The organism is Brevundimonas bullata (assembly GCF_014207965.1).
Taxonomy (GTDB): Bacteria; Pseudomonadota; Alphaproteobacteria; order Caulobacterales; family Caulobacteraceae; genus Brevundimonas; species Brevundimonas bullata_A.
Window position 1 is genome coordinate 491,638 of record NZ_JACHLM010000002.1, and the last position, 12,594, is coordinate 504,231.

Below are 12,594 nucleotides of genomic sequence, written 5' to 3' on the forward strand. Positions count from 1 at the left end.
CGATTTCCGAACGGAGATCCTCCACTGCGGGTTCCGCAAGGGCGAGAACTGCAGGTGGTCGGGCTTGTGTCGCCTTCCCGACAGTGGCGCGCAGCCCCGCTGCGCCGGGCTTGCCCGGGCCTGGCCGCGCCGGAAGGCCGCGGCGGGAAACGCGAGGACGCCCGGCGCGCTTCCTCAATCACACCCAAGAGGAGCTCATGACCATGCGCCACGCCCCGATCATCGCCGCTTCAGCCGCCGCTGCGCTTCTGTCCGCCTGCAGTCCGCAAGGGGGGAACGAGGCCGTCGACAAGGCCCAGGACGCCGTTTCAGCGCCGGTCGGTCAGACCTCCGCCGCCACCATGGGAAGCAATATGGTCAGCGCCTATGTGCCGGGCGCCGCCATGGGGGACATGTATGAAATCCAGGCCGCCGACATCGCGCTCGAGCGGGCCGGGCGGGCTGACGTCAAGGCCCTGGCTGAGATGATCAAGACGGACCACACCGCCGCCAGCACGGCTCTCAAGACGGCGGCCGCCACGGCCGCTCCGGACGTCGCCCTGACGGGCGAACTGGACCAGAGGCGCAAGGGCCTGCTGGATAATCTGAGGTCGGCGGGCGTGGCGGATTTCGACAAGGTCTATATCGATCAGCAGGTCGCGGCCCACCAGGAGGCCGTGACCCTGCATCGCGGCTTCGCCGACAATACGGATGCGCCGGCCCTAGCGGCCCATGCCCGGACTGTGCTGCCGAAGATCGAGGCACACCTGCAGAAGGCGCAGGAGATCCAGGCCGCGATCTCCGCCTGATCGACATGGCCCCCAGGCTGAAGGTCTTTGAATGGTCGGACGGCTTCCATCGTTTCACGGTGGCCGCCCCCTCCCGACCCAAGGCCCTGGCCGCCTGGGGCATCCAGCAGGACATCTTCGCTTCCGGCCTCGCAAGGGAGGCCCCCGAGGCGGAGGACGCCGAGGCGGCGCGAGCGCGACCTGGAGAGGTGGTCGAGCGTGGTCTGACGGTCGATATCGGCCAGGCCGGCCCCCGGGCGGCGCGACCCAGGGCGCGCAAGGGACCGACCGCCGCCGAGCGGCGTCGGGTCCTGCGTCTCGCTGACGAACTGGAGGCGCTCGATCGGGCACAGGCCGAGCGCGCGGAGGCTGTTCGCGTCGAGATGAAAAACCTTGAAGCGCGGGCCGCCGAAGAGAAGGCGCAGTTTGACCAGACACGGACCAGGCTGGTTCGCGATCTGGCCAGGGTGCGCGAGAAACTATGATGGGCGGAGGCGCCGCGCCTCCCCGGAACCGGAGAGAACCCATGCAGACGCAGCCGACAAGCACTGACGCGGACATGGCGTCGACAGGATTTCTGAACGACGACGTCCACGACGGGGACCACGCCTCCTCGTCCATCCAGGCCGTCATGATCAACCGCCCCCGATCCGAGCTCTACGCCTTCGGGCGAGAGTTCCGGAACCTTCCTCTTTTCATGGCCAATGTCCGGTCCGTCAGCAGCGACGGACGCGATTGGGTCATAGCCGGGCCCGGCGGCATGGATGTCGAACTGGAAACCGAGATCGTCGAAGACCGGCCGGGCGAGAAGATCGCCTGGCGCTCCACGGAGGCGGCGGACGTCGATCACGAGGGCTGGGTCGAGTTCCGCGACAACGCCTTCGGGCGGGGGACCGAGGTCCGGGTCATGATCAGCTATGACCCGCCCGCCGGAGCCGTGGGCAAGCTCGTGGCCAAGGTGATGCAGCGTGAACCGCGCATCCAGGCCCGACGCGAACTTCGCCGCTTCAAACAGCTGATGGAGACGGGCGAGGTTTCCACCTCCCAGGCTCCCGCCGCCGCGCCCCGCGGCTGATCATCAAGGACGAATTCCATGCGCGCACTGACCTGGCACGGCAAACACGATGTTCGGGTGGACACGGTCCCCGATCCCGAGATCGTCAATCCTCGCGACGCCATCATCAAGATCACCGCCACCGCCATCTGCGGCTCGGACCTCCACCTCTATGACAGCGTCATCCCCGGCATGCACCGCGGCGACATTCTCGGCCATGAGTTCATGGGCGAGGTCGTCGAGGTGGGGCGGGGCAATACGAGCCTCAGGGTCGGGCAGAAGGTGGTGGTGCCCTTCGTCATCGCCTGCGGCCAGTGCTTCTTCTGCGGCAAGGAGCAGTATTCGGCCTGTGACAACTCCAACCCCGCCGACAAGTCCGACGCCTCCGAGGTCGCCTACGGCTATCCCGCCGCCGGGCTGTTCGGCTACTCGCACCTGACCGGCGGTTACGCCGGCGGGCAGGCCGAGTATGCGCGCATTCCCTATTCGGACTTCGGCCCCATAGTCGTGCCTGACGGCATGGAAGACGAGCGGGTGCTCTTCCTGTCGGACATCTTCCCCACCGGCTGGATGGCGGCGGAAAACGCCGGGATCGAACCGGGCGACACGGTGGTGGTCTGGGGATGCGGGCCCGTCGGCCTGTTCACGATCAAGAGCGCCATCCACATGGGCGCGGCGCGGGTGATCGCCATCGACCACCATCCGCGCCGTCTCGCCCTGGCGAAACAGAATGGCGCCGAGGTGCTCAACTATCACGAGGTCAAGGTGCTGGAGGCGCTCAAGGAGATGACGGCGGGTATCGGACCTGACGCCTGCATCGACGCCGTAGGGATGGAGGCGCACGGTTTCGCTCCGGACAACATCATTGATGCGGTCAAGCAGGAGACCAAACTGGGCACTGATCGCCAGCATGTCCTGCGCGAGGCCATCATGGCCTGCCGCAAGGGGGGCCGCATTTCCATGCCCGGCGTCTATGGCGGCATCGGCGACAAGCTGCCGATCGGCGCCTTCATGCAGAAGGGGCTGACCCTGAAGACGGGGCAGACCCATGTGCAGAAATACCTGCCCAAGCTGCTGGAGCTGGTGATGGACGGTCAGATCGACACGACCGACCTCATCAGCCATCGCCTTCCCCTCGAGGAGGCGGCGACGGCCTACAAGAACTTCCACGACAATCCCAATGAGTGGACCAAGGTCGTCCTCAAACCCTGAGCCGCCTCGGGGTGTCCTGCTCGGCGGCGGACAGGACGAAGGCCCGTCTCCGGTGGAGACGGGCCTCGATGGCGGAGCCTTGCGGCTCGACGCGGTCGGATGAAGGCGCGCGGTCGGGCTAGTCCGGGCTCAGGCGACGGGCCCAGCGGGCTTCGTCGCTCGAAGGACCGAGGCGCTCACTGGCGATTGTCGCGTTCATGACGCTTCTCCTCGCTGGACGCCTGCCGTGTCGAACGCGCCTCGGCCGAATGGCCCTTGTGCACATCCTTCTCGCCTCCGCCGCCCGAGACCTGGCTGCGGGGCGACAGATGATCGGGATCTTCGGCGTCCTTCACTACGGGATCGGGCTGCGGGGCCTGCCGGTTCTGGTGACTTGAGCCCGGGCCGCCCCAGCGGTCGGCGTCCTTGTCTCGGTCCATTGACGTGTCTCCCTCTTGTTGGTCCACGCCTGTCGAACCGTCGGCATGACGCCGTGTTCCTACTGTCCGGCAGTGGGCCCTGGCAGCCTTGGCGGAACCCGTTTCGGTCCCTTGTCAGGGCGGGCGCCCTGGTCGCGTGGTGTTGAACGGTGCTGACGGGCAGGATATCGGTTCTGGCTTTGTTCTCTTTCTGCTAGGCGTGGCGCATGGACGTCGCCGCGCCTCGCAAGATCATCCATGTGGACATGGACGCCTTCTTCGCCTCGGTGGAGCAGAGGGATGATCCGGCCCTGCTTGGACGACCGGTGGCCGTAGGCCACGCCGCTTCGCGCGGCGTGGTCGCCGCCGCCAGCTATGAGGCGCGCAAGTTCGGCGTGCGGTCGGCCATGCCGTCGAGCACCGCCTTGCGGAAGTGCCCGGAACTTATCTTCACGCCGCCCCGGTTCGAGGTCTATCGCGCCGTCTCGGCGCAGATCCACGCCATTTTCGCAGCCTACACCCATCTGGTCGAACCCCTGTCGCTGGATGAGGCCTATCTCGACGTCACCGCCAATATCCGGGGATTGCCGACGGCCTCGGCGACGGCGGAGGAGATACGCGCGCGCATCCTCGAGGAGACCGGACTGACGGCCTCGGCCGGGATTTCCTACAACAAGTTCCTGGCCAAGCTGGCGTCGGACCAGCGCAAGCCGAACGGCCAGTTCGTGGTCGCGCCGGGGCGAGGAGAGGCCTTTGTCGAGGTCCTGCCGGTCAAGCGCTTCCATGGCGTGGGGCCGGTCACGGCGGAGAAGATGAACCGCCTGGGCATAGAGACCGGCGCGGACCTGAAGCGTCAGTCTCTGGCCTTCCTTCAGCATCATTTCGGCAAGTCCGGCGCCTGGTACCATGGCGTGGCGCGGGGAGAGGATCAGCGCCCTGTCAATCCAGATCGCGAACGCAAGTCGAGCGGATCGGAGACGACCTTCGCCAGCGACCTGGACGATCCGGCGGCGATCGAGGCCGGGTTGGATGAGATGGCGGACGATGTCTGGGCCTGGTGCGAAAAGGCCGGATCGCTGGGCCGGACCGTGACGGTGAAGGTCAAGTGGGCGGACTTCCAGCAATCGACCCGGAGCCGCTCCTTCAATGAGCCGGTCGCCTCGAAGGCGCGCCTGCGCGAGATCGCCCGCCTGCTGGTGCGATCCCTCTATCCGCCGACCAGGGGCGTACGGCTTGTCGGGGTGACCCTGTCCAATCTGGAGAAGGCGTCGCCGGGATCGCCCTCAAGGGCTTCTCTGGGCGAGCTGGCGCTGTGACCGCCATGCTCCAGGCGGACCTGTTCGGGCACGCGCCTCAGCCTGCCGTGCCTCCGGGCTTCGACTATTGGCCGGAGGTCCTGTCGGCATTCGAGCAAGCGGCGGTGGTCGAGCAACTGCAGCGGTTGAGCTTCAGGCCCTATGAGCACATGGGCTACCAGGGCTTCCGGCAGATCGCCGCCTTCGGGCGCCGCTATGATCTGGAACGGGGCAGGCTGGAAGCAGCCGATCCCTGGCCGGATTTCCTGAAGGGGCTCCTGGGGCGTCTGACCGGACGGCTCGGCCTTGATGAAGCGGCCTTCGTCCAGGCTCTGGTCAATGAATACGCCCCCGGCGCCGGGATCGGCTGGCACCGCGACAGGCCCGTCTACGGGGAGATCCTCGGCGTCTCCTTTCTCGCGCCCTGCGTGATGCGCCTGCGCCGGAAGAGTGGGACGGGATGGCGTCGGTCAGCGGCGCCGCTGGCGCCCGGATCGGCCTATCGGCTGTCAGGCGAGGCGCGGAGAGACTGGGAGCATTCGATCTCTCCGATGACGGCCCTGCGCTATTCCATCACCTTCAGGACCCTGGCCTGACCGGAGCGCCTAGCTCGCCAGGATGTCAGCGGCTTCGGGATAACGCTGGGCCAGGCGCGAGCCCCAGTCCGCAGAGATCGGCCGAGGCTGCCGGGCTTCGCGGGGACGCGTCAGGACGAGGGCGGCTGCCTCCCTGTGAGCGGGCCAGTCCATCAGGAGGCGCATGGCTGCCTCGAAGTCCGGGTAGCTGGAAGCGTAGGCGAAGGCCCGGTCCAGGGCCTCGACGTCGTCGAAGTCGGGCAGACGCGAGAGGTAGTCGCGCAGGACCGGCGCCGACAGGTCGCGCTCGAACAGGCTCCAGCGCAGGTCCTGGGCCTCCTGGCGGTTACCTTCGGCGTCGAGCACGTCGATGGAGACGGCTTCCCAGGCCGGGGTCAGGCGGGGTGCGCCGTTTTTCGGGTTGTGGCCGAAGGTCCAGCGCCGGTTGAGCGGGGAGGGGGCCAAGGGGACCTTCAGGGCGGCGCGGGCTTCGGCGATGCGACCGGCGTCCAGGAGGCGACGGGCGATGTCTGCGGCTATGTCGGGCGATCCGGCCTGTTCGGGGGTGACGAGCGACAGCCACAGGTCGAGGTCCCCGGCCTTGTCCGCCAGGCGGCGCAGCAGGTTACGGCCTGCCGGAGTCTTCCTGGCCGAGGCGTCGAGGCCGTCGAGCAGCCGGCGCGCTGTGCGTGGACCCAAGGTCTCGCCGGCAACGGAAATCCAGCGCCCATAGTCCTGCGGACGCCGTTCAAGGGCGGCGACCAGGTCTTGCAGGGCCTTGTCGCCACCGGCCTCGGCGAGCGCGAAGAGATCAGGCGCGGCCGCCTCGAAGGCGGCGGGAAGTTCGCCCCTGGTGTCCTTCACGCGGGCGGCCAGGCCGGGATAGAGATCGAACCAGCGGATGAGGACGGCGAGAGCCTCGACGGGCGCCTCCGGTGACAGGCGCTCTAGGATCATCCGCAGGTGGGCGTTGAGGTCCTCGATCAACTCGCCGCGCTTGCGCCATGACACGCGGGTGCGGGCTGCGGCGAGGGCCGTGATGCGCTTGTCGATCTCTAGGGCCAGGACATCCGGACCCGCCTCGGCCGCCAATTCAAGGCGAAGGCGGCGCTTCAGATTGGCGTTTCCGCCGCCGGCCTCGATCAGCAGGTCGGCCAGGCGCGGCGCGCCGAGATGGACCAGGCTGGCGGCTGAAAGCCGGGTCGAGAGTCTTGTTTGACGCGCCATGGGGTCCTTAGCGAGGCGGGCGAACCTGCCCGACCCCCTATAACATGCTCAGCCTGACGCCTGTCGAAACCGAGGCGTCGGGCCCGGCCTTATTCCAGGGGCTCTCGTACCCAGGTTTCCGTTCCGACGGCCCTATGCCGCAAGACGCGTAGTGAGGGCCAGCGCTTCAAGCGTGGAACGCCGGCCTTTCCGGGGCTGCGTCTTCGACGGCGTGGACCGCCCGCTCGATCGCCGCGTAGAGGGTTTCGGGTTGCACTGGCTTGCCGATGAAATCATCCATCCCCGCCGCCGCATATTCGTCCTGTTGATGCTGCAGGGCGTTGGCCGTCAGGGCGAGGATCGGCGTGCGCTTGCGTCCCAGGAAGGCCTCTTCGGCGCGGATCGCGCGCGTGGCGGCGATGCCGTCCATGACGGGCATCTGGATGTCCATGAGGATCAGGTCCCAGTCACGCTGTCGCCAGGCCTCGACGGCCTCCTGGCCGTTTTCGACAAAGTGGCATTCCACGTCGGCCGGTTCGAGAAGAAGCTCGAGGACCTTGCGATTAATCGGATGATCCTCCGCCGCCAGAATTCGCAGCGCAGCGGGCGGGTCGCCCGGTGAGGCTTCGCTGAAGGCGGCCGCCGGCAGAGCCGGTTCCGCCTCTTGCTGCGGCCGGGGCGTGTTCCGACGTTCCGGCAGCGGGAGGACGACGTCGAACCTCATGCCCGCGTCCGGAAGACGTTCGGCGTGGATGTCGCCTTTCATCAGCGCGACGAGATCGGCGCAGAGGGAAAGGCCCAGGCCTGCGCCTCCGTGACGGCGCGTCGGGGACTCGTCGAGTTGCACGAACTTCTGGAAGAGCAGCGCCATCTGGTCGGCGGCCACCCCGGGTCCGGTGTCGGACACCGCCAGCCGCAGGCCCTGCGGGTCGGCGCAGGCTTCAACCAGTATCCGGCCATGGTCGGTGAACTTGACCGCGTTCGAGATGAGATTGGACATGATCTGGCGCACACGCGTTTCATCCCCGACGTAGACCTCGGCGAGATCTGGCGCGGCGGTCAGACGCAGCTCCAGGCCCTTGGCCGCCGCTGCGGGTTCGAAAAGGCGGACCAGACTGTCGAGCAGGTCGTGCAGGACGAAGGGGCGGCGATCCAGAACGAAGTGACCGGCCTCGATCTTGGACAGGTCAAGCATGTCGTTGAGCAGGACCGTGAGGGCTTCTCCGGATTCCAGCAGGAGCAGACTTTGCTCGCGTTCGCGCGGCGGCAGGTTCGCGCCCGCGAGCGCTCGCGCCAGGCCCAGGACGCCATTGAGCGGCGTCCTGATTTCATGGCTCATATTGGCGATGAAGGCGCTCTTGGCCCGGCTGGCCGCTTCCGCCTGACGGCGCGCGGCGACGGCCGCCGCCTCGGCGGCGCGCTGGCGCGCCATGGTCCTGGACAGTCCCCTGACGGCGGCCACGGTGGCGGCTGCCAGCAGCATGCCGGCCACTAGGAGCTGCACCGCCGCCAGCGGCGAGTCATATCTGAGGTAGAGGAAGACCGGCAGGCTGAGGAGAAGTCCGAGATGGGGCGTCAGGGCCGCCAGGGTGACGGCGCGGGAGCCGCTGGTCGCTATGGCCCCGTTGATGAGGGCTCCCGCGGCCAGGACCGCGGCGCAGACCAGCCCCAGAGCGTCCAGGGTCATGGCCTGGCGCAGGGCGAAGCTGGCAAAGACCAGGTTGCTCACCAGAACGAGGGCCAGAGCCGGAAACGTCAGGCGTCGTCGGAGACGTGGGGAGGCGCTCCACAAAGCGGTCAGGAAGCGCTCGGCCGCCTGGATGAGAAGATAGGTCCCGGTCCAGGCCAGGGCGAAAAGCGGACCCGTCATGGGCCAGAAGACCAGGGCGATAAGCAGGCCGAACCCGATGCGCGTGCGCCACTGCTCCGCGCGCCGCCTCAGGGCCTCTCCAATCCACCGTCGCTCCATGGGGGTCATGCGGTCTCTCCTGATGGCGAGGATGGTGGGACGCTCTTCCTCAACAAAAAGTTTGAGGTCTGCGGGAAGCGGAACAGAGCAGGGCTGTGGAACATTGGGGCTACGGAGCTGTGATGCGCTCCGTCCTTCGGCGGGCGGACGTGGCCGCCGCAGGGCGCGCCACGTCCGCCATCCGCCCTTGGAAAAGCCCTGCGGCTCCTGGTCGGGGGCGCCCCGCCAATTCCGGGACGCGCGCCTGTGTCGGGCTTCCGACACAGGGAGACGGCGGCCGGCGAGGGCGCTTGACGAAGGAGGCGGGAGCCGGGAGCGATCAATGCCCTATCTGGTCACGTATGAAGCCGGCGCGACAGACCTCGCCACCTGCGTGTCGGACGACCGCGCCGCCCTGCGCCTGGCGGCGTTATTCGAGGCTCAGGGACTGACAGGCGTGGCCATTCAGGACGGGGGAACTGGAGAAGTGTTTTCGCCCCTGGCCTTCCGCCTACGATGCGGGCCGGACGCAGGAATGCAGGGCCGTGGACTGAAAGGGCTTTGACATGCACGGCCCGCCGGCGACGACGCCCTGGCATCAGGAAAATGAAAGCTCGGCGCGCTCGGCGCCCTGCCGCGCGACAAGGCGCGCCGAACGGCCTCTCACCCGGAGGCGGTCGATCCTGACAGCCTCCCAGTCGGCCGGCAGGGTGATAGGGCGGCGGGCCCAGGTATCCGGCTCGCCATCGTCCACCACCAGTCCGGTCAGGCCGTAGCAGAGACCGAGAAGCATGCCGCCGAGGTTGGCGAAGAAGGGACCGGCTGCGGGTCCCTCGGCGTGATCCAGCCGATATTCAAGACACTGGTGAAACCGGGGCCGGTCGTAGGCGGCGAAGCCCTCCTCAAAGAGCTTGAGCGCCAGGTCCCGGTCGCCGGCCATCGTCGCCCAGACGCAGTAGAGAGCGGGCAGCATGGGCGATCCGACATAGTCGGGCCAGAGCTTGAGGTAGAAGGCCAGCGTTTTGCGGCTCACAGAGGGTGAGGCCGGATAGTCATAGGGAAACAGTCCGGCCAGGGGGGAGGGCGTGGCGCCCTTTTCCTCGCGGCGGTCATAGTCGTCATGGGCGGCGATGACCCCGTCGGAGCGCAACGGCAGGTAGAGGTCGTCGAGAACCGCCTTCCAGGCGTCGGGCGCGGTCTTTCGCAGGCGCTCGGCGACCCGCAGGGCGCGCCGAAGCACGTCGGCGCCGGCCATGAGACTGAAGGCGTCGTTGTCCGGAGGCGAGGGGACCTCGGCCGGTCCCATGGACCGCAGAAGCTCAAATCCCCGACCTGTCCGGCTTACCCGGCTCACGAACCAGTCCGCCACTCCGCTGAGGACCGGCCAGGCCTCTTCCTCCAGAAATCTCTGGTCGCCCGTGGCGTCGGCGAAGAGGGAGAAGGCGCGAGCCACATGCAAGGAGACATGATCCTCATGATGAGCGGCGTCGCCGGCACCGGGCGCCGCCTCCTGGCCGGTGCCGGGCGCGGCCTCCCAGGGATATTGCAGCCCCTGACGATCGGAGAGGCGCGCATTGGCCGCCGCAGCAGGCCGTCCCCGACTCCGGAAGGCCAGCATGGCGCGCGCCGCGTCCGGCTGCATGAGGATCAGGGGCGGGAGGCAGAAGGCGTCCACATCCCACATCACATGGCCGTAGTAGTAGTGGTAGTCCCGCCAGGTCGCGAGGCCGAAGATCGAGGTGGAGGCCGGCGAAGCGGGGTGGGCGGAAGCGTTCAGGTAGTAGAAGGCGGCGTCGACAAGCGCCTGGTGCCGCGAGCTCGCGCCGACAAGGACGATCCGACCCTCCCATATCTCCGCCCAGGCTGCGCGGTTGCAGCGTCTCAGGACGTCGAAGCCTTCCCGGGACGCTCGCGCCACGCGCCTGACGGCCTCCTCGTCCGGCCGTGCATGGAGGACGGAGGGGACCAGAGCCGCCAGTTGGCGGAGACGCACAGGTCTTCCTGAAGCCAGCCGGATCTCATATTCCGTGCAGAGGGGGCCGGCGTCGGACCAGGTCAGGACCTGGCGACCGGCGGCCGCAGGGGCTTTGGTGACAAGGGCCAGGCCGCATTGACCGAGCGCTTCGGCCGTTTCCCACAGGAGGCTGCCGTCACCGGCCGGCTCGGGTTCGCCGGGCGTGTCCGTGCGTCGTCGTGCGATCCGTCCGGTCAGCCCGGCGATCGATACGACAGCCCGGAACTTCAGGTCACAGGGGCCGTCGGCCGTGACCCGGACTTCCTGGGCGACGATCGAGGGGGCGTTGCGGCTGGCGAAGGTCACGACCTCCACCGAGAGGGTCCGGCTCCCGACCTGATAGGTGAAGGCGGAGTGGAGCTCGGCCGTCGCGAAATCGTAGGACTGTCGCAGATCGCCGACGGCCCAGGGCTGTTCGCTCATCCAAACCCCGTCGATCGCCAGGTCCCCGGACAGGGGGTAGGGCGCTGCGGCGGCGGCCTCGATCCCGCGCTCCGGGTGGGCGCCGGCCAGGCCGCTGACGAGAACCATGCCGACGAAGAGGGGAACCTCGCGAACCCTGATGCCGATCAGGCCGTTGCCGAGATAGGCCGGCAGATCGCCGTCCCGCGGCCCGGAAACGGGTTCGGGGCTCAGGGGCGGCGCGGGACGGTCATCCATTCGGCGGACGCTCCGCCGGCTTTTTGGGGCCGATCTCTTTCGACCGTCGTCGATCAGGCGGCCTCTTGAAGATGTCGCCGACCACCCTCGCGTCCGGGCCGTCCGGACCGGCGCGCTTGCGGGACTCACGGCCCACGCGCTCCACGGCTTCGTCGGATTCGTCAGCCTCGGGCTTGCCGCCTGGCGTCGCGGCGTTGCGCGCCCGTCCTCGGGATTGCTCGGATGTCATGGTCGTGCTCCTGACCGCCTCCCATACAGACGACCTCCCGACAGGAATGGTTCCTTTCCACGCGACAGACCCAGCTTGTGTCGGGCGCCGGTCTCAGTGGCCTTGCTCCCGGATATTGTCTGCTACGACGACCTAGGGGGCTCGTCCGTCTGTCGCCCGATACCCTGTCCCGCGGGCGCGCCTTCTATCTGCTTCAGGCGGAGCCGGGCGGCTCGGCGGCGGCCGGTTTCGTCGCCTGGATCGAGGCGCAGGTCCACGCCTGCATGGATAACGCGTTTTCTGCGAACGCGCCTTTGGGACGGTAGCGGCGGGGCGCATTCAAGCCAGGTGGTCCGCTCGATCCCCCCAACATCGGCCTGATCGACGCTGAGGGTGTCCTGCATCTGAAGGATCGTAAGTCCGCCATGATCATCTCCGGCGGCTAACCTCTACTTCCGTCGCATGCGCCCAGCCTAGGGCGAACAGGTGAACGGGGCGTACGCCGGGTCTGATCCAGCCCTGGCCAGGCCAGGCGTCTTCGCGGACCGGAGGGAGGAAAGGGCGCTCTGGGGCGCTCCGCTCGGGAGCGCAGGGAGGACTACGCCATGACTTCGCTCGTCGCTTTCGACTGCACCATTCCGGCTACGCCCTATGAGGCGGCGGATTTGGACCTGTTGTCGGCTCTCCTGGAGCGGGAGCTGCCGGGGTCGGGACGGGACGCCGCCGCCGCCCTGATCACGGACTTTGGGGGTCTGGCGGGGGTGGCGGCCGCGGACGCCGCCGCCCTGGCGCGAACGGGTCTGCCGCCCGGGGCTGTGGCCAGTTTCGCCAGCGTCAGGGCCTTGGCCCTGGCCATGGGTCGGGCCGAGGCCTGCAGGCGACCCGTCCTCTCGTCCTGGAGCGCGCTCCTGACCTATCTGCGCATCTCCCTGGCCCATGCCCCGCGAGAACAGTTTCGGGCCCTCTATCTCAACAAGCGCAATATCCTGATCCGCGAAGAGCTGAGGGCTGACGGCACTGTCGATCACGCTCCTGTCTATCCCCGCGAAGTGGTGCGGCGAGCACTGGAGCTGTCGGCCACGGCCCTGATCCTGGTCCATAATCATCCCTCGGGCGATCCGACCCCGTCACGGGCCGACATCGACATGACCAAGCGGATCGTCGACGCCGCCAGGGTCTTCGACATCACCGTCCACGACCATGTCATCGTCGGGCCGGAGGGGACAAAGAGCCTGCGCACCCTGGGCCTGATGTGAG

The 12,594-nt window shown here is 68.0% G+C and carries 13 protein-coding genes; 8 read left to right on the forward strand and 5 right to left on the reverse strand.

Annotated features, from left to right (window positions below):
- The first annotated feature begins 197 nt into the window (after positions 1-197).
- From HNP51_RS07010 to HNP51_RS07025, 4 genes are read left to right on the forward strand one after another with little or no spacing between them, the layout of a single operon-like run.
- Positions 198-788, forward strand: coding sequence for a DUF4142 domain-containing protein (locus HNP51_RS07010; protein ID WP_260398372.1), 591 nt, complete (start codon positions 198-200; stop codon positions 786-788).
- Between the two features lie 5 nt (positions 789-793).
- A complete protein-coding gene (locus HNP51_RS07015; RefSeq protein WP_184268480.1) occupies positions 794-1,252 on the forward strand; it encodes a hypothetical protein in 459 nt (152 codons plus the stop codon).
- A gap of 41 nt (positions 1,253-1,293) precedes the next feature.
- Positions 1,294-1,842, forward strand: coding sequence for an SRPBCC family protein (locus HNP51_RS07020; RefSeq protein WP_184268482.1), 549 nt, complete (start codon positions 1,294-1,296; stop codon positions 1,840-1,842).
- A gap of 18 nt (positions 1,843-1,860) precedes the next feature.
- A complete protein-coding gene (locus HNP51_RS07025; RefSeq protein ID WP_184268484.1) occupies positions 1,861-3,033 on the forward strand; it encodes a zinc-dependent alcohol dehydrogenase in 1,173 nt (390 codons plus the stop codon).
- Between the two features lie 176 nt (positions 3,034-3,209).
- On the opposite strand, the gene HNP51_RS07030 is transcribed toward HNP51_RS07025, so the two are convergent.
- Positions 3,210-3,452 (reverse strand): hypothetical protein, encoded by a 243-nt coding sequence (locus HNP51_RS07030; protein WP_184269176.1) that lies wholly within the window; start codon positions 3,450-3,452, stop codon positions 3,210-3,212.
- 206 nt (positions 3,453-3,658) lie between these two features.
- Between HNP51_RS07030 and dinB the strand changes: the two genes are divergently transcribed.
- Complete coding sequence (gene dinB, locus HNP51_RS07035; RefSeq protein WP_184268486.1) at positions 3,659-4,747, forward strand: DNA polymerase IV; 1,089 nt, start codon at positions 3,659-3,661, stop codon at positions 4,745-4,747.
- 5 nt (positions 4,748-4,752) lie between these two features.
- Positions 4,753-5,322, forward strand: a complete 570-nt coding sequence (locus HNP51_RS07040; RefSeq protein ID WP_184269134.1) for an alpha-ketoglutarate-dependent dioxygenase AlkB — start codon at positions 4,753-4,755, stop codon at positions 5,320-5,322.
- Positions 5,323-5,331: 9 nt separating this feature from the next.
- Here HNP51_RS07040 and HNP51_RS07045 read toward each other — a convergent pair whose 3' ends face one another.
- Both HNP51_RS07045 and HNP51_RS07050 read right to left on the reverse strand, forming a co-directional pair.
- Positions 5,332-6,528, reverse strand: coding sequence for a DUF6880 family protein (locus HNP51_RS07045; protein WP_184268488.1), 1,197 nt, complete (start codon positions 6,526-6,528; stop codon positions 5,332-5,334).
- A 166-nt stretch (positions 6,529-6,694) separates the two neighbouring features.
- Positions 6,695-8,485 (reverse strand): response regulator, encoded by a 1,791-nt coding sequence (locus tag HNP51_RS07050; protein ID WP_184268490.1) that lies wholly within the window; start codon positions 8,483-8,485, stop codon positions 6,695-6,697.
- A 313-nt stretch (positions 8,486-8,798) separates the two neighbouring features.
- On the opposite strand from HNP51_RS07050, the gene HNP51_RS07055 reads away from it, so the two are divergent.
- Positions 8,799-9,020, forward strand: a complete 222-nt coding sequence (locus HNP51_RS07055; protein WP_184268492.1) for a hypothetical protein — start codon at positions 8,799-8,801, stop codon at positions 9,018-9,020.
- Between the two features lie 33 nt (positions 9,021-9,053).
- On the opposite strand, the gene HNP51_RS07060 is transcribed toward HNP51_RS07055, so the two are convergent.
- Positions 9,054-11,129, reverse strand: a complete 2,076-nt coding sequence (locus HNP51_RS07060; RefSeq protein ID WP_184268494.1) for a glycoside hydrolase family 65 protein — start codon at positions 11,127-11,129, stop codon at positions 9,054-9,056.
- Entirely contained in the window at positions 11,122-11,358 is a 237-nt protein-coding gene (locus HNP51_RS07065; protein WP_184269178.1) for a hypothetical protein, read from the reverse strand. The genes HNP51_RS07060 and HNP51_RS07065 overlap by 8 nt, the downstream gene beginning before the upstream one ends.
- A gap of 584 nt (positions 11,359-11,942) precedes the next feature.
- Between HNP51_RS07065 and HNP51_RS07070 the strand changes: the two genes are divergently transcribed.
- Positions 11,943-12,593, forward strand: a complete 651-nt coding sequence (locus HNP51_RS07070; RefSeq protein ID WP_184268496.1) for a RadC family protein — start codon at positions 11,943-11,945, stop codon at positions 12,591-12,593.
- The last annotated feature ends 1 nt before the right edge of the window (position 12,594 follow it).